This is a genomic window from Streptomyces sp. RLA131, assembly GCF_056270125.1.
Window position 1 is genome coordinate 4192564 of the sequence record NZ_JBWDOQ010000002.1, and the last position, 22868, is coordinate 4215431.

Annotated in this window: 19 protein-coding genes and 1 tRNA gene; 12 read left to right on the forward strand and 8 right to left on the reverse strand. The window is 70.3% G+C overall.

The annotated features are described in order from the left end of the window. Window positions 1–104 precede the first annotated feature (104 nt). The 3 genes from RWE79_RS20045 (at window position 105) to RWE79_RS20055 (ending at window position 5026) form a co-directional block, all read left to right on the forward strand. Window positions 105–177 (forward strand) — tRNA-Ala (locus RWE79_RS20045). Window positions 178–208: 31 nt separating this feature from the next. Beyond that, the gene (locus tag RWE79_RS20050) at window positions 209–3406 is read left to right on the forward strand and encodes an AfsR/SARP family transcriptional regulator (protein WP_475941438.1); all 3198 of its coding nucleotides are present in this window, start codon (window positions 209–211) and stop codon (window positions 3404–3406) included. A gap of 66 nt (window positions 3407–3472) precedes the next feature. Next, the gene (locus RWE79_RS20055; RefSeq protein ID WP_475941439.1) at window positions 3473–5026 is read left to right on the forward strand and encodes an MFS transporter; all 1554 of its coding nucleotides are present in this window, start codon (window positions 3473–3475) and stop codon (window positions 5024–5026) included. A gap of 90 nt (window positions 5027–5116) precedes the next feature. On the opposite strand, the gene RWE79_RS20060 is transcribed toward RWE79_RS20055, so the two are convergent. Further along, window positions 5117–5896, reverse strand: a complete 780-nt coding sequence (locus RWE79_RS20060; RefSeq protein ID WP_475941440.1) for a DUF5324 family protein — start codon at window positions 5894–5896, stop codon at window positions 5117–5119. A gap of 241 nt (window positions 5897–6137) precedes the next feature. Here RWE79_RS20060 and RWE79_RS20065 point away from each other — a divergent pair, with 241 nt between their 5' ends. Together RWE79_RS20065 and RWE79_RS20070 are read left to right on the forward strand one after the other, a co-directional pair. Then, window positions 6138–6665, forward strand: a complete 528-nt coding sequence (locus tag RWE79_RS20065) for a peptidylprolyl isomerase (protein ID WP_475941441.1) — start codon at window positions 6138–6140, stop codon at window positions 6663–6665. A gap of 362 nt (window positions 6666–7027) precedes the next feature. Further along, complete coding sequence (locus tag RWE79_RS20070) at window positions 7028–7882, forward strand: rhomboid family intramembrane serine protease (RefSeq protein ID WP_475941442.1); 855 nt, start codon at window positions 7028–7030, stop codon at window positions 7880–7882. A gap of 252 nt (window positions 7883–8134) precedes the next feature. Here RWE79_RS20070 and crgA read toward each other — a convergent pair whose 3' ends face one another. Next, window positions 8135–8389, reverse strand: a complete 255-nt coding sequence (gene crgA, locus RWE79_RS20075; RefSeq protein WP_475941443.1) for a cell division protein CrgA — start codon at window positions 8387–8389, stop codon at window positions 8135–8137. Window positions 8390–8531: 142 nt separating this feature from the next. On the opposite strand from crgA, the gene RWE79_RS20080 reads away from it, so the two are divergent. The 7 genes from RWE79_RS20080 (at window position 8532) to RWE79_RS20110 (ending at window position 14334) form a co-directional block, all read left to right on the forward strand. Then, the gene (locus tag RWE79_RS20080; RefSeq protein ID WP_475941444.1) at window positions 8532–9299 is read left to right on the forward strand and encodes a DUF881 domain-containing protein; all 768 of its coding nucleotides are present in this window, start codon (window positions 8532–8534) and stop codon (window positions 9297–9299) included. A 15-nt stretch (window positions 9300–9314) separates the two neighbouring features. Then, complete coding sequence (locus RWE79_RS20085; RefSeq protein ID WP_475941445.1) at window positions 9315–10067, forward strand: class E sortase; 753 nt, start codon at window positions 9315–9317, stop codon at window positions 10065–10067. Window positions 10068–10138: 71 nt separating this feature from the next. Further along, window positions 10139–10315, forward strand: coding sequence for a hypothetical protein (locus RWE79_RS20090; protein WP_475941446.1), 177 nt, complete (start codon window positions 10139–10141; stop codon window positions 10313–10315). Continuing rightward, the gene (locus RWE79_RS20095) at window positions 10312–10962 is read left to right on the forward strand and encodes an aminodeoxychorismate/anthranilate synthase component II (RefSeq protein ID WP_475941447.1); all 651 of its coding nucleotides are present in this window, start codon (window positions 10312–10314) and stop codon (window positions 10960–10962) included. Before RWE79_RS20090 ends, RWE79_RS20095 begins: the two co-directional genes overlap by 4 nt. A 1-nt stretch (window position 10963) precedes the next feature. Then, window positions 10964–12421, forward strand: coding sequence for a class E sortase (locus RWE79_RS20100; RefSeq protein WP_475941448.1), 1458 nt, complete (start codon window positions 10964–10966; stop codon window positions 12419–12421). Window positions 12422–12451: 30 nt separating this feature from the next. After that, window positions 12452–13186 (forward strand): class E sortase, encoded by a 735-nt coding sequence (locus tag RWE79_RS20105; protein ID WP_475941449.1) that lies wholly within the window; start codon window positions 12452–12454, stop codon window positions 13184–13186. A gap of 107 nt (window positions 13187–13293) precedes the next feature. Continuing rightward, complete coding sequence (locus RWE79_RS20110) at window positions 13294–14334, forward strand: BRO-N domain-containing protein (protein WP_475941450.1); 1041 nt, start codon at window positions 13294–13296, stop codon at window positions 14332–14334. A gap of 195 nt (window positions 14335–14529) precedes the next feature. Here RWE79_RS20110 and pknB read toward each other — a convergent pair whose 3' ends face one another. From pknB to RWE79_RS20140, 6 genes are all read right to left on the reverse strand, one after another. Continuing rightward, window positions 14530–16512, reverse strand: a complete 1983-nt coding sequence (gene pknB, locus RWE79_RS20115; RefSeq protein ID WP_475941451.1) for a Stk1 family PASTA domain-containing Ser/Thr kinase — start codon at window positions 16510–16512, stop codon at window positions 14530–14532. A gap of 152 nt (window positions 16513–16664) precedes the next feature. Beyond that, window positions 16665–18122: a peptidoglycan D,D-transpeptidase FtsI family protein gene (locus tag RWE79_RS20120; RefSeq protein ID WP_475941452.1), complete on the reverse strand. Its 1458-nt coding sequence runs from the start codon at window positions 18120–18122 to the stop codon at window positions 16665–16667. Further along, window positions 18119–19504: an FtsW/RodA/SpoVE family cell cycle protein gene (locus RWE79_RS20125; RefSeq protein WP_475941453.1), complete on the reverse strand. Its 1386-nt coding sequence runs from the start codon at window positions 19502–19504 to the stop codon at window positions 18119–18121. The genes RWE79_RS20120 and RWE79_RS20125 overlap by 4 nt, the downstream gene beginning before the upstream one ends. A gap of 28 nt (window positions 19505–19532) precedes the next feature. Continuing rightward, window positions 19533–21104, reverse strand: coding sequence for a PP2C family protein-serine/threonine phosphatase (locus RWE79_RS20130; RefSeq protein WP_475945954.1), 1572 nt, complete (start codon window positions 21102–21104; stop codon window positions 19533–19535). A 61-nt stretch (window positions 21105–21165) separates the two neighbouring features. Then, window positions 21166–21693 (reverse strand): FHA domain-containing protein FhaB/FipA, encoded by a 528-nt coding sequence (locus tag RWE79_RS20135; RefSeq protein ID WP_475941454.1) that lies wholly within the window; start codon window positions 21691–21693, stop codon window positions 21166–21168. A 10-nt stretch (window positions 21694–21703) separates the two neighbouring features. Further along, window positions 21704–22585 (reverse strand): FhaA domain-containing protein, encoded by an 882-nt coding sequence (locus RWE79_RS20140; protein ID WP_475941455.1) that lies wholly within the window; start codon window positions 22583–22585, stop codon window positions 21704–21706. Window positions 22586–22868: the final 283 nt, after the last annotated feature.

Genomic DNA, 22868 nt, shown 5'->3' on the forward strand with positions numbered 1-22868 from the left:
GCTCGGCACTGGGGTTTGCGGCTGCGAATCCTGCAAAACCATCCTACGGACGCGAATTCCCGGTCGGTGATCCGCGCGGCACCCGGTACCCTGGTGTGCGGCACGGGGCCTTAGCTCAGTTGGTAGAGCGCTGTCTTTGCATGGCAGATGTCAGGGGTTCGACTCCCCTAGGCTCCACAGATCACCGTCCGTACGTAAGAATCATGGCGTGCGGTTCGGCATCCTGGGGGAGACGCAGGCGCGGCTGGCTGACGGGAGCGCGGCTGCCGTCGGCGGGCCCGGTCGTCGTGCGCTGCTGGCCATGCTGCTGCTGGAGGCGGGACGCATCGTCACCGTCGAGCGGCTGATCGACGGGCTGTACGGGGAGGATCCGCCGGCCGGAGTGGCCAACGCGCTGCAGTCGCAGGTGTCCCGGCTGCGGTCGGCGCTGCGGGTCCCCATCGAGAACCACCCCGCCGGGTACCGGCTGGCGATCGACTCCGACGACATCGATGTGCACCGCTTCCAGCGTCTCGCCGAGCAGGGCCGCGACGCGCTGGCCGCCGGTGAACCGGCGCGCGCGGCAGGTCTGTTGAAGGACGCGCTGGCCCTGTGGCGGGGCTCGGCACTGGCGGACGTGGGCTACGCGCCCTTCGCGGAGCCCCAGGTGACCCGGCTGGAGGAGCTGCGGATCGCGGCGCTGGAGGACCGGATCGCCGCGGAACTGACCCTGGACGCCCACCGCCATCTGGAACTGGTCGCCGAACTGCGCGAGCTGGTCACGGAGTATCCGCTGCGGGAACGGCTGCGGGCCCAGCTGATGAGGGCGCTGGCCAGCTGCGGACGGCAGACCGAGGCCCTGCAGGTCTACGAACAGGCCCGCCGTGAGCTCGCCGAGTCGCTGGGCACCGACCCCGGGACGGAACTGGTCCAGGCGCATCTGGCCGTGCTGCGCGGGGACCCTCCCGCCGGCGGCGGAGCCGGTGCTGTTTCACGTGAAACATCGGCCGTCCGGCACACCCACACGCTGCCGGCCCAGCTCACCAGTTTCGTCGGCCGGGACGAGGAGCTGGCATGGATCGGCTCGCTGCTCGCCGGCGCCCGCCTCGTGACCCTCATCGGGCCCGGAGGCGCCGGCAAGACCCGGACCGCCGTCGAGGCGGCGGCCGGCTGCCCCGGTGAGGCCTGTTTCGTCGACCTGTCCGGTCTGACCGACGGCGGAGACGTACCGCAGACCGTCGCCGCGGCCCTGGGGCTGCGCGAGTTCGGACTGCTGACGCCCGCCACCGGGGCCCGGGACAGCGCCGCGCCCGAGCCGCTGGCCCGGCTGGCGGCCGCGCTCGCCGACCGCCAGCTGCTGCTGGTGCTCGACAACTGCGAGCATCTGGTCGCCGACGCCGCCCGGTTCGCCGCCGGGCTGCTCAGCGCCTGCGCGGCGGTACGGATCCTCGCCACCAGCCGCGAGGCGCTCGGGATCACCGGCGAGAAGCTGTGCCCGCTGGCGCCGCTGCCCGGCGTCAGCGCGGCGCAGCTCTTCGCCGAGCGCGCCGCCGCCGTACGGCCGGACTTCGACCCGGCCGCCGAGACTGAGGCGGTACGGGCCATCTGCACGGCCCTGGACGGCATGCCACTGGCCATCGAACTGGCCGCCGCACGGCTGCGGTCGCTGTCGGCCACCGAGATCGCCACCCGGCTCGGCGCGGACGACCGCTTCCGGCTGCTCTCCCGCGGCAGCCGCACCGCGCAGCCCCGGCAGGCGACGCTGCGCGGAGTCGTCGACTGGAGCTGGGACCTGCTGCCCGACGAGGAGCGCGCGGTGCTGCGCCGGGCCTCGGTCTTCGCCGGGGGCTGGACACTGGCCGCCGCCGAGTCGGTCTGCTCGGACGGCGAGGTCATCGACCCGGGCGACGTCCTCGACCTGATCGACTCGCTCGTCGACAAGTCCCTGGTGGTGGCCTACCACCCGGACGGCGGCCACCAGCTGCGCTACCGGCTCCTGGAGACCATCCGGGCCTACAGCGCCGAGCGGCTCGCGGCGGCCGGAGAGGCCGAGTCGCTGCGCCGGGCACACGCCGAGTACTTCATCGGCCTGGCGATGACCGCCGATCCCTTCATGCGGCGGGCCGAGCAGGTGCACTGGCTCCAGGTGCTCGGCGCCGACCACGACAACCTCCACGCGGTCCTGCGCCGCGCCGTCGCGGCGGGCGACACGACCAGGGCCCTGCGGGTGATCGCCGCCCTGTCCTCGTACTGGCTGCTGCGCGGGGTGCGTTACGAGGGCGCGGCCCCGGCCCGGCAGGTACTGGCGGCGATCGGCCCGAAGGCGCCGGAGGGCCGGGACGAGGAGTACGCGCTCTGCGTGCTGGCGGCGGTCTCGGACCTGCCGGACCCGGCGGCGCTGGCCGACCATGTGGCCGTGGCCACCACGATCCTCGACGGGCTCGGCAGGATCTCCCGCACCTACCCCTCCCTCACGGTGCTCTGGGCGCCCTTCGCCGGTGTCCCGGAGGACACCGAAGCCTCGGACCGGTTACTGACCGCCTTCCTCGCCGTGGAGGACCACCCGTGGCTGCGGGCCCTGGCCCGGATCGGCGCCAGCTTCCAGAAGTGGCTGGTCGAGGTCGACGCCGAGAGCACCGAGCGGGAGTGCTCCGCCGCCCTGGACACCTTCCGGGAACTCGGCGACCGCTGGGGGATGATCACCTCCCTCAGCCTGCTGTCCGAAGTCGCCGACTACCGGGGCGACCTGATACGTGCCATCGACCTCACCGACGAGGCACTGACCCTGGCCACCGAGCTCGACGCCCTCCAGGACATGGCCGAACTGCTCAGCCAGCGCGCCGGTTTCAGCGTCCGGGCCGGCCGGTACGAGTCGGTCCGCGCCGACGGACTGCGGGCCGCCGAACTGGCCCACCGGGCGGGTGCGCCCGAGTTCGCCGCCCGCGCCCACCTGGGACTGGCCGAGGCCGCCCGGCTCCAGGGCGACCTGCCCCAGGCCCGCCGGCTGTGCGAACAGGCACTGGCCGAGTGCCCGGCCGGGTACTACTCCAGCAACAGCACCCGCGTGGCCGTGCTCGGCGCCCTCATCCGGATCGCCGTCGCGCAGGGCGACGCCGCCGGGGCCCGCGTGTACTACCCCGAGGCGGTCGCCCTCGACCACGCCCGCTTCCTGCCGCTCGCCGGCGCCGTGGCCGCCGAGACCTTCGCCGGACTGGCCCTGCTGGAGGGCGACCCGCAACGGGCCGCCGAACTGCTCGGCACGTGCCGGGCGCTGCGCGACGGCGGGATCGTCTCCGACCCGGACGCGCTGCGCACGGCGGAGGCGACGCGCGCGGCGCTCGGCGACGCCGCGTACGAGGCCGCCTTCGGGCGCGGCGCCGCCCTGGGGAAGGACCAGGCGCTGCGGGCGCTGACCGACCCGCTGTGAGGTCCTGACCGCGTCCGGGCGGGCACGGTACGCGGCCGGTCAGCGGCGGCGGGCACGGTGTGCCGCATGAAGAAGACGACCGACGAAACCCCGAACCCGCGCCGCTGGGCGGCGCTGGTGGTGTGCTGCCTGGCCGGGATGCTGCTCGGCATCGACAACAGCGTCCTCAACTACGCCATCCCCTCCCTGGTGAAGGACCTCCAGCCGTCCGGCACCGAGATCCTGTGGATCGCCGACGTCTACGGCTTCGCGATGGGCGGACTCCTGGTCGTCATGGGCAACCTCGGCGACCGCTTCGGCCGCAAGCGGCTGGCGATGACCGGAGCCGCCGCCTTCGGCACGGCCTCGCTGCTCACCTCGTACGCCACCAGCCCGGAGATGCTGATCGCCGGGCGGGCCCTGCTCGGCATCGCCGGCGCGATGATCATGCCGTCGACACTGTCCATCGTGCGGCACGCCTTCACCGACCCCAGGGAACGCACCACCGCGATCGGCCTGAGCGGCGGGCTCGCCGCCGCCAGCTTCGCGCTGGGCCCGGTGGTCGGCGGACTGCTGCTCGACCACTTCTGGTGGGGCTCGGTCTTCCTGATCAACGTGCCGGTGATGGTCGTGGTGCTGGTCGCGGGCGCGCTGGTGCTGCCGGAGTCACGCAACCCGAGGCCGGGACGGCTCGACTGGGCCAGTGTGCCGCTGTCGGTCGTGGGTCTGCTCGGCGTGATCTACGCGATCAAGACCGGTGCGCGGGACGGCTTCGACGAGGGCCAGGTCTGGGCCGCCGCCGCGGTGGGCGTGGCGGCGCTGCTGGCCTTCGGGCGGCGGCAGTCCCGGGTGGCGGAGCCGCTGATCGACCTGCGGCTGTTCCGTAACCCGGCCTTCAGCGGGGCGGTCGGCTCCAACCTGGTGATGATCTTCGCCTCGTCGACCCTGTCACTGGCCTTCGCGCTGTACTTCCAGGTGGTGCGCGGCTGGTCGCCGCTGGTCGCGGGCCTCGCGCTGCTGCCGGGCCCGCTGGCGGCGGCGTTCGCGGCGCCGCTGGCCTCCGTGCTGATCCCGAGGATCGGGCGGGCCCGGGTGGTCGCCCTCGGGCTGGCGCTGCTGGCGGTGAGCACCGCGGTGCTGGGCCAGGTCTCCACACCGGACGCCCGCTACTGGGTGGTGATCCTCGGGCCGCTGGTCGCCAACGGCATGGGCATCATCCTGATCATGTCGGTCACCTCCGACACCATCCTGGCCAGCGCCCCCAAGGAGCGCACCGGCGCGGCCGCCGCGATCTCCGAGACCGCGATGGAACTGGGCGGGGCCCTGGGCGTCGCGGTGCTCGGCTCGGTGCTCACCACGGTCTACCGGGGCGCGCTCCGGCTGCCCGCCGGAACGTCCGGCCCGGCGGCGCGGGCCGCCCACGAGTCGGTGGGCGGCGCCGCCCAGGCGGGGCCCGAGGTGGCGGACGCGGCGTACGCGGCCTTCTGCCACGCCATCCGGGTCACGACGCTGGTCGGCGCGGTCCTCATCGCCGCGGGCGCGGTGGCGGCGCTGTACACGCTGCGGTCGGTGCCCGCGGTGATCGAGGTGCCGGAGTCGGAGGAGGAGTCCCAGGGCCGTCCGGTGGGCGCCCCGGCCTGACACGCCGCACCGAGCGACCGCAGCGGCCACCCACAGCTCCGACGTGGGTGGCCGCTCCGGTCGTGCCTACGTGCCTACGTGCCTACGTGCCTACGGGTACGTCTCGCCACGTCCCCGGCGCTCGGCCGCTTCCTCCTCGGCCTGCTTGGCCTGGACCTCGGGGTCGAGGGCATCGACGGGCGAGCCGTCGACCTGGCCGAGCGAGGCGTCGGCGGCCACACCGCCGTTGAGCGGCGCCCGGTCGGCGACCTCCGTGGCGGGGGCGGGCTCCACCAGCCAGTCCGGGTTGGTCTGCTTGCGCCACCAGCTCCAGGCGGCGAAGCCGGCTCCGCCGACGAGGCCGAGCACCGCCAGCCGCTTGGCGATCCGGCCGTTCCTGGCCCGGCGGACCAGCCGGCGGTCCAGCTTCTCGATGTCGGCGGCCGTCACATGGCTGCGCAGCGCGGCAACCGCCGCCGTGCTGCGCGTGATGGCCTCGTCGCGGGCCGGGCCCGCCGCGGCACGGACCTGGGTCACCGCCTGTTCCACCCGCGGTGCCGCGTAGTCGGCGGCCTGCCGGGCGGTCTTACGGGTACGGTCGGCCGCCGTCGAAGCGGCCTGCTGCACCCCGGGCGGCACCGCCGCGAGAGCCTGGTCAAGGGCCTGGTCGACGCGCGCCGCCAGATGCGCGTCGTACTGCGAACGGGCCGCTGTCCTGGCCTGCTGGGCGGCCGACGACACCTTTGGCGCCAGTAGCTGCCGGGCTTCGTCCGCGTAGTGCACGGCACTGTCCTTGGCCGTGCTCGCGTACGGCGCCACCACGTCCGCGGCGTGCCGCACGCTGTCCTTGGTCTTGTCGGCTGCGTGGCGCACGCTGTCGATGCGGGTCACGAGAACCTCCTCCTCGGTGGCGTACTGTAGGTCGCCTTTCCACCCGGTTTGAAATCATGCCCCTGGGCGGCGTATCCGGCATGCGCGCGCGGGCATACGGGTCAGAAAGGGACAAGTGCGGGGACAGGGGGGAGCTGTCACCGACAATGCCACGGTGCGGGCCCGGGCGCGATGGTTAGCCCGTGAATACCGGGCCGTGCGAGGATTTGTCCCTGTCAGTGAGGACTATGGAAGGTAGAACGTGGCCGAGCAGCTCCATGCCACCCTGAAGACCAACCACGGTGACATCGTGCTCCGGCTCTTCCCGGACCACGCGCCGAAGACCGTGAAGAACTTCACCGAGCTGGCCGAGGGCACCCGGGAGTGGACCGACCCGACGACCGGGCGGCCCTCCAACGCGGGGCTGTACGACGGCACGGTCTTCCACCGGGTCATGTCCGGCTTCATGATCCAGGGCGGTGACCCGCTGGGCAACGGCACCGGCGGCCCCGGCTACCGGTTCGCCGACGAGTTCCACCCCGACCTCTCCTTCAACAAGCCGTACCTGCTGGCCATGGCCAACGCCGGCCCGGGCACCAACGGCTCGCAGTTCTTCATCACGGTCTCCCCCACCGTGTGGCTGACCAACAAGCACACCATCTTCGGCGAGGTCGCGGACCCGGCCAGCCAGAAGGTCGTGGACGCCGTCATCAGCGTCCCCACCAACCCGCGCACCAACCGTCCGCTGGACGACGTGGTCATCCGCTCCGTCGTGGTCGAGCGCCGCTAGGGCGTGTTGCGAAAGTCCCGCCTGCTCCACGACGCCTGGCACGCACGCTCGCCGCGTTGTCGGGATCATCCAAGTACGTCCAGTACGAGGACGACCCTCCGCCTTGCGATCGCACGCACCAGACGCCGCGGAGCCCGCCCTGCGGGCGGACGGCGCTACTTTCGCAACACGCCCTAGTACGGATGGCGGCGCCGGTTCACCGGGTCCGTCCGGTGACCGTTCGTCCTCGGTCGCCGGACGGGCCGGTCCTTCAGCCCGTCCAACGATTGAGGACACCCCCCGCGGGAACCGAATCGCACCGCCCACACGTATGACGGGCGGGGCGACTGCCCCGGCGAAGTCATGAGGAGATGGGCCACGACATGATGGACCAGACGGTCTGCTGCTACCGCCACCCGGACCGGGAGACCGGTGTCCGGTGCACGCGCTGCGAGCGGCCGATCTGCCCCGAGTGCATGGTCAGCGCCTCCGTGGGCTTCCAGTGCCCGGAGTGCGTGCGTGAGGGCCGCGCGGCCGCGGCGGCGGCCGAGCCCCGTACGGTGGCCGGTGGCGGCATGGCGGCCGACCCCCGGCTGGTGACCAAGATCCTCATCGGTCTGAACCTCGCGGTCTTCCTGGCGGTGTTCACCCAGGGCGACCGCCTGGTGTGGGACCTGGGGCTGTACGGACCCTGCTTCAGCGGGACGCCGGTGCACTGCGGCGTCGCCTCGGGTGCCGATCAGTGGTACCGGATGCTCAGCTCGGTCTTCCTGCACCAGGAGATCGCGCACATCGCCTTCAACATGCTCGCCCTGTGGTGGATCGGCGCGCCGCTGGAGGCGGTCCTCGGCCGGGCCCGCTACCTCGCGCTCTATCTGCTCTCGGGCCTGGGCGGCAGCGCCCTGGTGCTGCTGCTGGCCCCGAACACCGTGACGCTGGGCGCCTCCGGTGCGATCTTCGGGCTCTTCGGTGCCACCGCCGTCTTCATGAGGCGGCTGCGGCAGGACATGCGCCCGGTGCTGATCCTGCTGGGGCTCAACCTGCTCTTCACCTTCACCTGGTCCAACATCAGCTGGCAGGGCCACATAGGCGGCCTCGTGGCCGGCACGCTGGTCGCCACGGGGATGGCGTACGCGCCCCCCGGGCGGCGGCGGGCGGTGCAGTGGGGGACCTGTGCGGCGGTGCTGGTCGCGGTGGTCGCCGTGTCGGCGGTCGCGGTGGCCCGGATCAGCGGCTGAAGCTTCGCCGTAGGCCGTAACCAGTGGGCTAGTCACACGTTATCCACAGCGGACGGGGTGGCCTGTGTATGAGGCAGGGGCCTGTGGGAAGCCCCGCACGTCACCGGGTACGCATGCGTTTTCCCTGCAAGATCAATGAATGACCGGTGGCCCGTACACCGGACCACCGGTCACACCACTGTCAACGCGGTAGTGGTTATCCACAGATCATGCGACCTTTTCAACACTGTGGACAGCCCTGTGGATAACTCGCTACTTCCACTGTGTGGAGACGACGAACCCACCCGCGATGAAGCCGAAGCCGACCACGATGTTCCAGTTGCCGAGCGCCTCGATGGGCAGCTGTGTGGCGGACACGTAGAAGACCACGATCCAGGCGAGCCCGATCAGGAAGAGCGCCAGCATCAGCGGCGCGACCCAGCCACGGCCGGTCTTGAGCTTTATTACGGCGGTCTTCGCCGGCGGCGGCGTGAAGTCGGCCTTCTTGCGGATCCGTGACTTCGGCACGAGGAACTCTCCTGTCGATGCGCTGCGTAACCGCGCGAGTGATATGTGATCTTGCCGGGCGGTGAAGCGGAGATGGGGACACTACCGCCGCCGGGCGTCCGTTAGCGTAGTGCTTCCTCGGGTTGGAAGGAGATAAGGCTAGGTGAGCGATTCCGGCGACGCCTCCTCCGCCCGGCTGTCTGTCCGGTCTGTGGTACTCCGTACCCTCAGTGCGGGTGTCTTCGCACTCGCCGGCCTCATTTTCTGGATGAGCTTCGACACCGCCAAGGGCGTCGACATCCGTACCGACACCCCACTGCTGCGGCTCTCGGACCGGATCCAGGACAAGAGCGAGCAGAACGCCGAGCTGGAGACCGACCTCGCCGGTGTGCGCGGCGACATCGACCAGCTCGCCCACACCGACAGCGGGGTCAGCGGCACCGCGCGCAAGCGGCTCGACGCCCTCGGCGAGGCGGCCGGCACCAAGAAGCTCACCGGCCCCTCGGTCAGCGTCACCCTCGACGACGCCCCGTCGAACGCGACCGCCCTGATCCCCGGCGTGCCCGACCCGCAGCCCAACGACCTGGTCATCCACCAGCAGGACCTGCAGGCCGTGGTCAACGCCCTGTGGGCGGGCGGCGCCACCGGCATCCAGGTGATGGACCAGCGGCTGATCTCCACCAGCGCCGTGCGCTGCGTCGGCAACACCCTGATCCTCCAGGGCCGCGTCTACTCGCCGCCCTACCGGATCACCGCCGTGGGTGACCAGGACAAGCTCCACAAGGCCATCGACGACAGCACGGCGATCCAGAACTACCTCCAGTACGTGGCCGCGTACGGGCTGGGATGGAAAGTCGAGGACGCCGACCGCGTGACTCTGCCCGGCTACTCCGGCACCATTGATCTGCATTACGCCAAGCCGGTGGGCTGACGGGGGTGATCGGGCGTGCGCCTGCTGGTGCGGACGCTCAGCGAGCTGTGCGTCACCTCCGGCGCGGTCATCGTTCTCTTCGTCGTCCACATCCTGTTCTGGACGGGCGTGCAGGCCGACAGCTCGATGAACCACGAGGTCAGCAGACTCCAGGCCGACTGGGCCACCCGGCCGGTCGCGACCGCGTCCCGGCCGGGCACGAATACGGGATCCGGTACGGGAGCCGGGACGGGGTCCGGTACGGGATCCGCGCAGGCGTCCGCGGCGGCGACCAGCGCCCCGCAGCGGCCCGCTTACCGCGACGGCACCGCCTTCGCCGTGATGTACATCCCCCGTCTCGGCCGTTCCTGGCACAAGCCCGTCCTCCAGGGCACGGCCGTCGCCACCCTGAAGAAAGGGCTCGGCCACTACGCCGGCACCGCCCGCGCCGGGGCGAGGGGCAACTTCGCGGTCGCCGGCCACCGCCGCACGTACGGCGACCCCTTCAAGGACTTTCCCGACCTGCGCAAGGGCGACAAGGTCGTCCTCACCGACGGCACCACCTGGTACACGTACGTGATCGACCGTGGCCCCTACCGGACCGTGCCGACCGACATCGGGGTCATCGCCCCCGTACCGGAGAAGTCCGGCTTCACCACCCCCGGGCGGTATCTGACGCTGACCACCTGCGATCCGGAGTGGGGCCACAGCCACCGGCTGATCACCTGGGGGCACCTTGAGGCCACCCAGCCCGTCGAGGACGGCATGCCGGCCGCCTTGTCCGGCTAATCTTGGGCCGGGAATCCGGTGATCCAGGAACCGGGAGCCGGGACGACGGGACCAGAAGGGCAGCGCATCGCATGTACGGCTGGATCTGGCGGCATCTGCCGGGCAACGTGTGGGTGAGGTCGCTGATCTCGCTCCTGCTGATTCTGGCCGCCGTGTACGTGCTCTTCCAGTACGTTTTCCCGTGGGCGGAGCCACTGCTTCCGTTCAACGATGTGACGGTCGACGAGGGGATGGCAGCCGTCCGATGACCGCGCGGATTCTTGTCGTGGACAACTACGACAGCTTTGTCTTCAACCTGGTCCAGTACCTCTACCAGCTCGGCGCCGAGTGCGAGGTGCTGCGCAACGACGAGGTCGCTCTCGCGCACGCGCAGGACGGCTTCGACGGCGTCCTGCTCTCGCCCGGCCCCGGCACGCCCGAGGAGGCCGGGGTCTGCGTCGACATGGTCCGGCACTGCGCGGCGACCGACGTCCCGGTCTTCGGGGTCTGCCTGGGCCTGCAGTCCATGGCGGTGGCGTACGGAGGCGTGGTGGACCGCGCGCCCGAGTTGCTGCACGGCAAGACCTCTCCGGTGACCCACGAGGGCGCCGGGGTCTTCGCCGGACTGCCCTCCCCCTTCACGGCGACCCGCTACCACTCGCTGGCGGTCGAACGGGACACGCTGCCGCCGGAGTTGCTGGTCACGGCCTGGACCGAGACCGAGGCGGGCGGAAGCATCGTCATGGGCCTGCGGCACCGCACCGCGCGGGTCGAGGGCGTCCAGTTCCATCCCGAGTCCGTACTCACCGAGTGGGGTCATCGCATGCTCGCCAACTGGCTTGTGGAATGCGGGTATCCGGGCGCCGTCGAGCGCTCTGCGGGCCTGGCGCCCGTGGTCGGCAAGGCCGGGGTGTGAGGTGACGGCGGAGCGCCGTCACTTCGGAGACACCGCCGAATTCGCCGCCGCCGTCGAACAGTTGGTCGATCCGCTCAGCGATCCGCTGCCGGGCCGGACGGCCGCTGTTCCGGCCGCGGCGCCCGCCGCCACGCCCGCGCCCGCCGCCGAGCCGGGCCCGCAGGCCGCGGAGGCCCCGCAGCCGGGCTCGCCGTGGTTCCGGCCCCACCAGGAGGCAACGCCCGCTCCGGAGCCGGAACCCGTCCGGCCGGAACCCGTCCAGACCCGGCCGGAACCCGTCCAGCCGCAGCCGCAGCCCCGGCCCCAGTCGCAGCAGCCGCAGCCGGAGCCCGTCCAGCCGCAACCCCGGCCGCAGCAGCCCCGCCCGCAGCCGCGCGCCCCCGAGACCCCGTACGACCGCGAGGCCGCCCGCCGACGCGCCGCCGGGGCACCCGGGGACACCGCCGCGATGCCGCTGTTCGTACCCACGCCGGAAGCCTCCTCCCCGACGCCCTCCCCGGCCCCGGCACCACCGCGCCCGCAGCCCCCGGACCCGGCCCCCGCCGCGGCCCCCGGCGTCCCGCCGGAGGGCGGGCGCGCCGCGCGCCGTAAAGCCGCCCAGGAGGCCGCGAAACGGGGCGGCAGGGGGCGCAGGGCCGCCGGGGCGGGGAAGCCCGCCACAGAGCCGCGGGAGGCCGCGGGCAGCCCGGTGAACGGCCCGGCGAACGGCCCCGGGGACGCCCCCGCGGAGCGGCCGCCGCTGTCCAGGGTGGAGGCCCGCAGGGCGGCGAAGGCGGCCAAGGAGAGCCCGGCGGTGATCGCCAGCCGGGTCCTGGGCGAGATCTTCATCACCATGGGCGTGCTGATGCTGCTCTTCGTCACCTACCAGCTGTGGTGGACCAATGTGCTGGCCCATCAGGAAGCCGGCGGCACGGCCAAGAACCTGGAAAAGCAGTGGGACGGCTCGTCGAGCTCGCAGCGCGACCCGGGCACCTTCTCCCCCGGCGAGGGCTTCGCGATCATCTATCTGCCCAAACTCGACGTGAAGGCCCCCATCGCCGAGGGCACCGACAAGCACAAGGTCCTCGACAAGGGCATGGTCGGCCACTACGACGGCAAGCTGGAGACCGCCATGCCCTGGGACAAACAGGGCAACTTCGCGCTCGCCGCGCACCGCAACACCCACGGCGAACCGTTCCGCTACATCAACAAGCTCGCCAAGGGCGACAAGGTCGTCGTCGAGACCGAGAGCACGTACTACACGTACGAGATCACCAGCATGCTCCCGTCGACCTCGCCCTCCAACACCTCCGTCATCACACCCGTTCCGACCGGTTCCGGCTTCACCAAGGCGGGCCGCTACATCACACTCACCACCTGTACGCCGGAGTTCACCAGCAAGTACCGGCTGATCGTGTGGGGCAAGATGGTCGAGGAACGGCCGCGCAGCAAGGGCAAGCCCGACGCGCTGGTCGAATGACCTCAGTACGCGGACGGATCGGGGCTAGCGGTGACAACCACGGAGCAGGGCCAGGACAGCGAGGTCGCGCCGCCGCCGCGCCGCCGCACCCGGGACCGGGTCGCCGCGGTGATCAGCTTCGTCGGTGAACTCCTCATCACCGCCGGGCTGATCCTGGGCCTCTTCGTCGTCTACTCGCTCTGGTGGACCAACGTCATAGCGGACCGCCACGCCCGCAAGGCCGGCGACGCGGTCCGCCACGACTGGGCCGCCGCCGACAGCACTCCCGGCCGGCTCGACACCAAGGACGGCATCGGCTTCCTCCATGTCCCCGCCATGGGACGGAACTTCGAGGTCCTGGTCAAGAAGGGCACCGCCACCGACGTCCTCAACGAGGGTGTGGCCGGCTACTACACCGACCCCGTCAAGGCCGCCATGCCCTGGGCGAAGCAGGGCAACTTCACCCTCGCCGCGCACCGCGACGGCCACGGCGCCAAGTTCCACAACATCGACAAGATCAAGAACGGCGACCCGGTCGTCTTCGAGGACCGCGACACCTGGTACGTCTACAAGGTCTACAAGGTCCTCCCGCAGACCTCGAAGTACAACGTCAAGGTCATCAACCAGGTCCCCAGGGCGAGCGGGAAGAAGACCGCCGGCCGCTACATCACCCTGACGACCTGCACGCCGGTCTACACCTCGCGCTACCGCTACATCGTCTGGGCCGAGCTGGTCCGCACCCAGAAGGTCGACGCGGACCGTACGCCGCCGAGCGAGCTGGGGTGATCATTCGGTCAGCTGTGTGAGCGGCTGCACTCGAATGGCTTAACTCGGCTTATTTCCTGGCATATTCGTTTTACGACGCTCTACGTTCCGCCGAGGAGGTGGTTCGTATGAGCGAACACATCACGCCGCCCGAGCGGGCGGTTCAGCAGGACGCCATCGACATCAACGACTTCGTCTACGCGGCGACCGGCGCGCGCGTGCGGCGGCTGACGATGCCCGACGGGACACACTGGTTCCCGGCGGTGGACATCTGCAGCCAGCTGGGCTACGCGAACACCAGTGACGCGGTACATGATCTCGTCCCAGCGGCTTCGCGAAAGAACCTGGCAACTGTCGTCCAGAACTATAGGTCCTCCGTTCCTGCTGGTCACGGGCTCAAAAGGTCCATGAACATGATTAACCTGCACGGACTGATCCGGCTCGTGGGCGCTTGCACGAAGCCGACTTCCGAACCCTTCAAGGAGTGGGTCACAGAAGTCATCGTCGCGGTTCAGCGTGACGGTTCGTACGAGCTCGACAGGTCCCCGATTCCCACGGCGGGCCGGCAGCCACTGCTCCTGCCCGAGCCGCTCGCGGAAGTGATCGTCCGCCTGGAGGAGCGCAACCTGCGGCTGGACGAGGAGTTCGCCGCCGCGCAGCGCGAAGCGGAGATCACCCGCAAGGGACGGCTCGAGAGCCAGCAGGAAATGGTCCACGCACAGCACGAGTTGCTGCGTCTGCAGCACGAATCCCTGCAGACGCAGCGCGAGATGTCGCAGGTTCAGCGCGAGATGTCGCAGGCTCAGGGCGTCATGGCTCGGGCGTTGCAGCGGATCGCCGACTCGCTTGACGCGTTGGCCGGACGTGTCGGGACCCCGGCATCGGCCGAACGGCCGGCCCCGGCACGGCTCACGGCCGAGGCGGTGCTCGCGGACTGGAGGACGCGGATGTCGGTCACCGAGGATGTGTGGGCGGTGGCGATCGTGATCGCTCCCGTGCTCGCCGAGCGTGGCGAGGTCCGGATGTCGCTGGAGTCGATCGCCGACCGGACGGGGCTGACGCTGCACCGGGTCAACGAGTGCCTGAGGTTCATGCGGAAGCACGCCTGCATCCGCTCACTCGGCGGGACGGCCGACGGGGCCCCGGTCTACGTCCTCAACCGGCCGTAGGCAGAGGGAGCACCGGGAAAGCGGAGGAGGGCCGGTCGCAAGACGAATTTGCGGCCGACCCTTCGTCGACAGGCTAGCGGTTCGGCCTCGTCGCGCGTGGTGTTTCGCGCCTGCGCGACGATGCCGGTGCCCAATGGCGGAGGGGCCGCGGACATGATGTCCGCGGCCCCTCCGTCGTGTCACCCAGCGGCGCCGCTAGCCGCCGTTGCCGCCGATGAAGCCGTTGCCGTTGTTGTTGCCGCCCACCGTGGTGAGGGTGACGGTGGTGTTGTCGGCGTCGGCCTGGGTGTTCCCGCCCGGGTCCTGGGCGGTGACGATGGCGTTGTCGTCGTCGGAGCTGCCGTCGGCGAACTGGATGTCCGTGAAGCCCTGCGCCTGAAGGGTCGCCTTGGCCTGCTTGACCGTCTGGGTGACGACGCTGGGCACGGTGCTCTGGCTCGGGCCGCTGGATACGGTCAGGGTGATCTGGGTGCCGGCGTCGTAGGACGCGTTGCCGGCCGGGGTCTGGGCGATGACCTGGTCCTTCGTCTGGTCGGAGGACTGGGTCTGGGTCTGGACGTTGGTGAAGCCCTTGTTCGCCAGCAGCTTCTTCGCGTCTTCGACGCTGGAGCCCACCACGTTGGGCAGCTCCACCTTCTCCGGGGCCTTGGCGACGGTGATGGTGACCTTGGCGCCCTTGGCGGCCTTGGAGTCGCCCTTGGGGTCCTGGTCCAGGACGTTGCCCGGGTCGTCGCTGGTCGTGGTCTTGGTCGTGACGTCGACCGTGAAGCCCTTGCCCTCCAGCTCGCTGGTGGCCTCTTCCTGGGTCTTGCCGGTCACGTCGGGGACCGTGACCTTCGCGGCGCCCTTGGAGAGGTTCAGGGTGACCGTCTGGTCCTTGGCGATCTGGCTGTCCGCCTCGGCGGACTGCTTGCAGACCTTGCCCTTGGCCTGGTCCTCGCAGAAGACCGAGTCGCCCCAGGCGATGGTGACGCTGGCGTTGTCGGCCAGTGTCTTCGCCTCGGTCTTGCTGGAGCCGATGAACTGCGGCACCGACACCGGGTTACCGGTGCTGTCGTTGCCGGAGAACAGCGCCTTGCCCATGAAGATCGCGCCGACCAGGACCAGGATGCCCGCGACGACGAGCAGGATGGTCGAGGTGTGGTTCTTCTTGGGCTGGCGGCGGCGGTCGGGGCGCTCGTCGTAGCCGTAGCCGCCGTCGTCGTCGCGCATGGGCGGCAGCATCGAGGTGCCGGCGTCCTGCTGCGGCGGGAGGGCGGTGGTGGGGGAGTCGGAGCCGTAGCCGCCGTATCCGCCGCCGTAGCCCACCGAGCCCATGGCGGCGGTGGCGGCGACCGGCTGGCCGTCGAGGCAGGCCTCGATGTCGGCCCGCATCTCGTCCGCCGACTGGTAGCGGTAGTCGGGGTCCTTGGTCAGCGCCTTGAGGACGATCGCGTCCATCTCGGGGGTGACCTCGGGGTCGTAAAGGCTCGGCGGCTGCGGCTCCTCGCGCACGTGCTGGTACGCCACGGCCACCGGGGAGTCGCCCACGAAGGGCGGCCGGACCGTCAGCAGCTCGTAGAGCAGGCAGCCGGTCGAGTACAGGTCGGAGCGCGCGTCGACCTGCTCGCCCTTGGCCTGCTCGGGGGAGAGGTACTGGGCGGTGCCGATGACGGCCGCGGTCTGGGTCATGGTCATGCCGGAGTCGCCCATCGCACGGGCGATGCCGAAGTCCATGACCTTGACCTGGCCGGTGCGCGTCAGCATGACGTTCGCGGGCTTGATGTCGCGGTGGACGATCCCGGAGCGGTGGGAGTACTCCAGCGCCTGCAGGATGCCGCTGGTCATCTCCAGCGAGCGCTCGGCCAGCAGCTTGCGGCCGGAGTGCAGCAGCTCACGCAGGGTGGAGCCGTCGACGTACTCCATCACGATGTACGGGATGGACACGCCGTCGACGTAGTCCTCGCCGGTGTCGTAGACCGCGACGATCGACGGATGGTTCAGGGAGGCGGCCGACTGGGCCTCACGGCGGAACCGGGCCTGGAAGGACGGGTCGCGGGCTAGATCCACCCGCAGCGTCTTCACAGCTACGGTGCGGCCGAGCCGGGTGTCCTGGCCGAGGTAGACCTCGGCCATGCCACCACGGCCGAGCACCGAGCCCAGCTCGTACCGGCCGCCGAGGCGACGCGGCTCTTCCATAGCGCTAGCCCTTCCTTAACCGTCCGTGTGGCTGCTCGGGCATACCGTACCCGTCGTGCTGTGCCGATCCTGGCCCCGACCGGCAGCCGATACCCGACCGGTATCGCGACGTGCCCGGCACGTCCGCATACATCAGTACGGAGTGACCGGCATCACTTGTTCAGAACCGCCTCCATGACCTTCTTGGCGATCGGGGCGGCCAGGCCTCCACCGGTGATGTCGCCGCGGTTGGCGAGACCGTCCTCGACCACGACCGCGACCGCGACCGGCGAGCCGCTGTCGGTCTTGGCGTACGAGATGAACCACGCGTACGGGCTCTTGTCGTTGTTCACGCCGTGCTGCGCGGTGCCGGTCTTGCCACCGACCGTGACACCGTCGATCTGGGCCTTGGTGCCGGTGCCGCTCTTGACGACCGTCTCCATCATCGCCTGGAGCTTGGCCGCGTTGTCCGGGGTGAGCGGCTCCGAGTACGTGGTGGGGTCCGTCGTCTGCTCGATCGCCGTGCCGTTGGAGTCCAGCAGCTCCTTCACCATGTACGGCTTCATCAGCTTGCCGTCGTTGGCGACCGCGGACGCGACCATGGCCATCTGCAGCGGGGTCGCCGCCGTCTCGAACTGGCCGATCGACGACAGCGCGGTCTGCGGCTGGTCCATGGTGGTGGAGAAGTTGCTCGCGGCCGTGCGGACCGGGACGAAGAGCTCGTCGTTGAAGCCGAACTTCTTCGCCTCGGCCACCATCTTGTCGCGGCCGAGCGTCGCGCCGACGTGGCCGAAGACCGTGTTGCAGGACACCCGCAGCGCCTCTTCGAGGGAGACGTTCTCGCAGTTGATGCCGCCCTCGTTCTTCAGCTCGGTGGAGGTGTTCGGCAGGATGTAGGGCACCGGCGAGTCGGTCTTCTCGGTGATCGACTTGTACAGCCCGTTCTCCAGGGCCGCCGCCGCCGTGACGACCTTGAAGGTCGAGCCGGGCGGGTAGGTCTGGCGCAGCGCCCGGTTGAGCATGGGCTCGTCCTTGTCGCCCTTGAGCTTGACCCAGTTCTTCTCGTCGGTCTTGGAGTTCCCGGCGAAGGTCGAGGGGTCGTACGAGGGGGTGCTGGCCAGCGCGAGGATCGCGCCCGTCTCCGGGTCGATCGCGGCGACCGCGCCCTTCTTGTCGCCCAGGCCCTCGAAGGCGGCCTTCTGCGCGGCGGCGTTGAGGGTGGTGACCACGTCGCCGCCCTGCTTCTCCTTGCCGGTCAGCACGTCGATGGTCCGGCGGAAGAACAGCCGGTCGTCGTCGCCGGTGAGGATCTTGTCCTGGACGCCTTCGAGCAGGCTGGTACCGAACGCCTGCGAGGCGAAGCCGGTCACCGGGGCCCACATGGCGCCGTTCTTGAAGGTCGCCTTGTACTTGAAGTCGCTGCCGCTGGTCTCGGTGTGGCCGGTGACAGCCTTGCCGCCCACGATGATGTCGCCGCGCGGGGACGCGTACTGGTTGATGGTGACCCGGCGGTTGTGCGTGTCGTTCTTGAGTTCGTCGGACTGCACGAACTGCACGTAGTTGACCCTGATCAGCAGGGCGAGGACTAGCAGGCCGCAGAATACGGCGACCCGGCGCAGGGGCTTGTTCACTGGACTCGAACCACCTGGGTCGGCTCGGCATCGGGGGACGGGGCGGGGGCGGGCGCAGGGCGTCTGGCGGTGTCGCTGATCCGCAGCAGGATCGCCACCAGCGCCCAGTTGGCGATGACGGACGAACCGCCCTGGGCCAGGAAGGGCATGGTCATACCGGTCAGCGGGATCAGGCCGGTGACTCCGCCGGCGACCACGAAGACCTGGAGTGCGAACGCGCCGGACAGGCCGATCGCGAGCAGCTTGCCGAAGGGGTCACGGGCGGCGAGAGCGGTGCGTACGCCGCGCTCGACCAGCAGTCCGTAAAGCAGCAGCATCGCCATCAGGCCCGCGAGGCCGAGTTCTTCCCCGACGGTGGCGAGGATGTAGTCGCTCTTGGCCGCGAAACCGATCAGCCGGGAGTAGCCCTGGCCGAGCCCTGATCCGAAGAGGCCGCCGGATCCGAAGGCCCACATGGCCTGCGCGGGCTGGTTGGCCTGGCCGGTCTCCTGCACGGTGCGGAAGGGGTTGAGCCAGTCCTCGACGCGGGTGTGCACGTGCGGTTCGAAGGTCGCGACCGCCACAGCGCCGCCGACCGACAACAGCAGGCCGAAGACGATCCAGCTGGTGCGCTCGGTGGCCACATAGAGCATGATCACGAAGAGGCCGAAGAAGAGCAGCGAGGTACCCAGATCGGTCTCGAAGACCAGGATCAGGATGCTGAGTCCCCAAATGACCAGGATCGGGCCCAGGTCGCGTCCGCGCGGCAGGTACAGGCCCATGAAGCGGCGGCTGGCCAGTGCGAGGGCGTCCCGCTTGACCATCAGGTAGCCGGCGAAGAAGACGGCGATGATGATCTTCACGAACTCGCCCGGCTGGATGGACATCCCGCCGATGGTGATCCAGATCCGGGCGCCGTACACCGCCGGGAAGAAGACCGGCAGGACCAGCAGGACGAGCGCCACCGCCATCGAGATGTACGTGTAGCGCTGAAGGATCCGGTGGTCCTTGAGGAAGATCAGTACACCCAGAAAGAGCGCGATACCCAGCGTCGACCACATCAGCTGGGTGGGCGCGGAGGCGCTGCCCAGCGAGGATTCCTGGTCGAGCCGCCAGATGAACACCAGGCCCATGCCGTTGAGCAGCGTGGCGATCGGCAGCATCAACGGGTCGGCGTAGGGCGCGAATTTGCGGACGATGATGTGGGCGATTCCCGCGAGGAAGCCCACCCCGGCGCCGTAAGTCAGGAGCCCGGCCGGCAGCGAGCCGTTCTTGGCCAGGCCCACGTTGGCGTACGCGAAGACCGGGATGGCGACCGCGAAGATCAGCAGTGCCAGCTCGGTGTTGCGGCGGTTCGGCGCGCCTACGGACGTGATGGTCGTGGTGTTGCTGATGACGGACATGGTGGTCGGCCGCCCCCTCCTGTGACTGCTACTGGCCGCTGGGGCACTGCTGGGCCAGCGTCTGATCCTCAGGGGAGAGGGTGGTGCTGGCGGATGCCGATGCCGAGGGCGACGGAGTGGCCGAGGCGCTGGCGGACGCCGACCCGGAGGCAGCGTTGCCGCTGCCGGTGGACGTGGCCGAAGGCGACTTCGTGGCCTTGCCGACCGCCGCCTTCGCCTTCTCGGACTTGGCCGCCTTGGCGGCCTTGTCGATGGATTCCTTGGTCTGACAGACCTTCGCCTGCTTCTCCAGCTGGTCGGCGGTGTCCTTCGCGTCGGTGAGACTTCCGGCGGCGATGGTGTCCTCGACGTTCCTGCGCTGGTAGTCGGGGAGGTACTTGAGTTCGATACCGGGGCGTTCCTCATGGACCTTCGACAGGCTGACCCAGGCCAGCTTCTGCTCGATGCCCTGGTAGATCGCCGCGTGGTCGCCCTTGACGCCGACGTAGTACTGCGTCTGCGTCCAGCGGTACGCGCCGTACAGGCCGCCGCCGATGAGGCCGAGCACCACGACGAGGGCCGCCGAGCGCTTGAGCCATCTGCGGGACTTCCTGGGCTTGTCCCAGTCCGCCGGGTCCTCCGCGTACTCGCCCTCGAAGGCTCCGAAGCTGCCCAGGGGCGCCCCGCCCGCCGCCAGGTCGCCGGGCGGCCCGAAGGCGCCCTCCGGGGCCTGTGGGCGGCCCAGCTCCGAGGCACGGCCGGCCGGGGTCTGGAGGTGCCGCGAGTCGCTCAGCGGCAGCTGGTGGTCGGCCACGGCGCCGACGACGACGGGGGCGTCGTGCAGCCGGCCCGCCAGGGTGTCGCTGTCGTCGATGTCGAGGACGTCGGCGACGATGCAGGTGATGTTGTCGGGGCCGCCGCCGCGCAGCGCGAGCTGGATCAGCTGCTGCACGGTCTCGCCCGGATCCTGGTAACCCGCGAGGGTGTCCTCCAGGGTCTGGTGGCTGACGACGCCGGACAAACCGTCCGAACAGATCAGATAACGGTCACCGGCCCGGACCTCGCGGACCGACAGGTCGGGCTCGACCTGGCCGCGGCCGTCCAGGGCACGCATCAGCAGCGAGCGCTGCGGGTGCGTACCGGCTTCCTCCTCGGTGATCCGGCCCTCGTCGACCAGCCGCTGCACCCAGGTGTGGTCCTGGGTGATCTGGGTGAGGATGCCGTCGCGCAGCAGATAGGCGCGGGAGTCGCCGACGTGGACCAGGCCGAGCCGCTGGCCGGTCCACAGCAGGGCGGTGAGCGTGGTGCCCATGCCCTCCAGCTGGGGGTCCTCCTCGACCATGACGCGCAACTGGTCGTTGGCCCGCTGCACGGCGGTGCCCAGCGAGGTGAGGATGTCGGACCCGGGGATGTCGTCGTCCAGCGTCACCAGGGTGGAGATCACCTCGGACGAGGCCACCTCACCGGCGGCCTGGCCGCCCATGCCGTCGGCGATCGCGAGCAGGCGCGGCCCGGCGTAGCCGGAGTCCTCGTTGCCCTCCCGGATCATGCCCTTGTGCGAACCGGCGGCGAAGCGCAGCGACAAGCTCATGCGCACCTCGCCCGTCGGCTCCGGGTACATCCGCACGCTGCCCACCCTCTCGCTCGCTGGCGGTACTCCCTGGGCTTGCCCATTGACGCGACTACTTCCGCAGCTCGATGACGGTCTTGCCGATGCGGATCGGGGCACCGAGCGGGATCGGCGTCGGCGTGGTCAGCCGGTTCCGGTCCATGTAGGTGCCGTTGGTGGATCCCAGGTCCTCGACGATCCACTGGCCGTCACGGTCCGGATAGATCCTGGCATGCCGGCTGCTCGCGTAGTCGTCGTCCAGGACAATCGTTGAGTCGTGAGCACGGCCCAGCGTGATCGTCTGGCCCTGAAGGGCGACGGTGGTGCCCGTGAGTGACCCTTCGGACACCACGAGTTTGGTGGGCGCGCCGCGTCGCGCCCTGTTGTTCTGCGGCGGTTGTTGTTGCTGCTGCTGTCGCTGCGGCGCCTGTTGCTGGCGCTGCTGCGGCGGCCGGGAGCCGGACTCGGCGCGCCGCGAGGCGCGCTGGGTCACCCGCGTCCCGAACAGATCGCTGCGGATGACCTGTACGGCCACGATGACGAACAGCCACAGTACGGCGAGGAAACCCAACCGCATGACCGTCAGGGTCAGCTCTGACATTGCCCCCGCTTCACCCTTCGGCTTGCCGGTACACGATGGTGGTACTGCCCACGACGATTCGGGAGCCGTCGCGGAGCGTAGCGCGCAGGGTGTGCTGCCCGTCCACCACGATGCCGTTTGTCGATCCGAGGTCCTGGACCACGGAAGGCGATCCGACCCGGATCTCGCAGTGCTTGCGCGAGACTCCTGGGTCGTCGACCCGGACGTCCGCCTCGGTGCTGCGACCCAGCACGAGCGTCGACCGGGAGATCTGGTGCCGGGTGCCGTTGATCTCGATCCAGCGGCGTGTCTGGCCGGCGTCCGCGGGCGAGCCGGTGCCGGGCAGCCGGGTCACCGGCGACGGGCCCGGGCCCGGTCCCGGGCGTCCGCCGCCCGGCGGCGGTCCGGCCGGCATCGGCGGCGGTCCCCCGGGGCGCGACGGCGCCAGGTACGAGGCCCCGCCGGGCGACGCCGGGCGCGACGGCGCCTGCTGGCGGCTCTCGGCGGCCTGGCCCTGCTGCGGCTGGAACTGCGACTCGCTGGAGGCGAGCGTCCGGCTGCGCACCCGGTACAGGCCGGTGTCGAGGTCGTCGGCCTTCTCCAGGTGGACCTTGATGTGGCCCATGAAGGTGTAACGCTGCTGCTTGGCGTAGTCGCGGACCATGCCGGCGAGCTCGTCGCCGAGCTGGACCGCGTACGGACTGAGCCGGTCGTAGTCCGAGCCGCTCAGCTCGACGATGAAGTCGTTGGGGACGACGGTCCGGTCGCGGTTCCAGATCGTCGCGTTGTTGTCGCACTCGCGCTGGAGCGCGCCCGCGATCTCCACGGGCTGTACCTCGGACTTGAACACCTTGGCGAAGGTGCCGTTCACGAAGCCCTCGAGACGCTGCTCGAACTTCTTGAGTACTCCCACGGTGCACCTCCCTCCTAGAGGTCCTGCGGCGGACCGCGGTGGTGTGGCCGCCGCGATCCTTCCGGTACTGCTTACTGATCGTATCCACGCGCCAGGAAAACCCGTGGTTCCCCACTCCTGCCCAGCCGGCCAGTGTCAACGCTCACACGCCGCACTGCCGCTCCCCCACTGGGATGGTAGAGGTGCCTCCTGTCAGTGTCCCGCAACAGCGGCGGTTCCCCGCCCCCAGGGGGTGTGCGTCCGGCCACGGGAAACGGATGTGATTCCACCCTGGGGCCCGTGC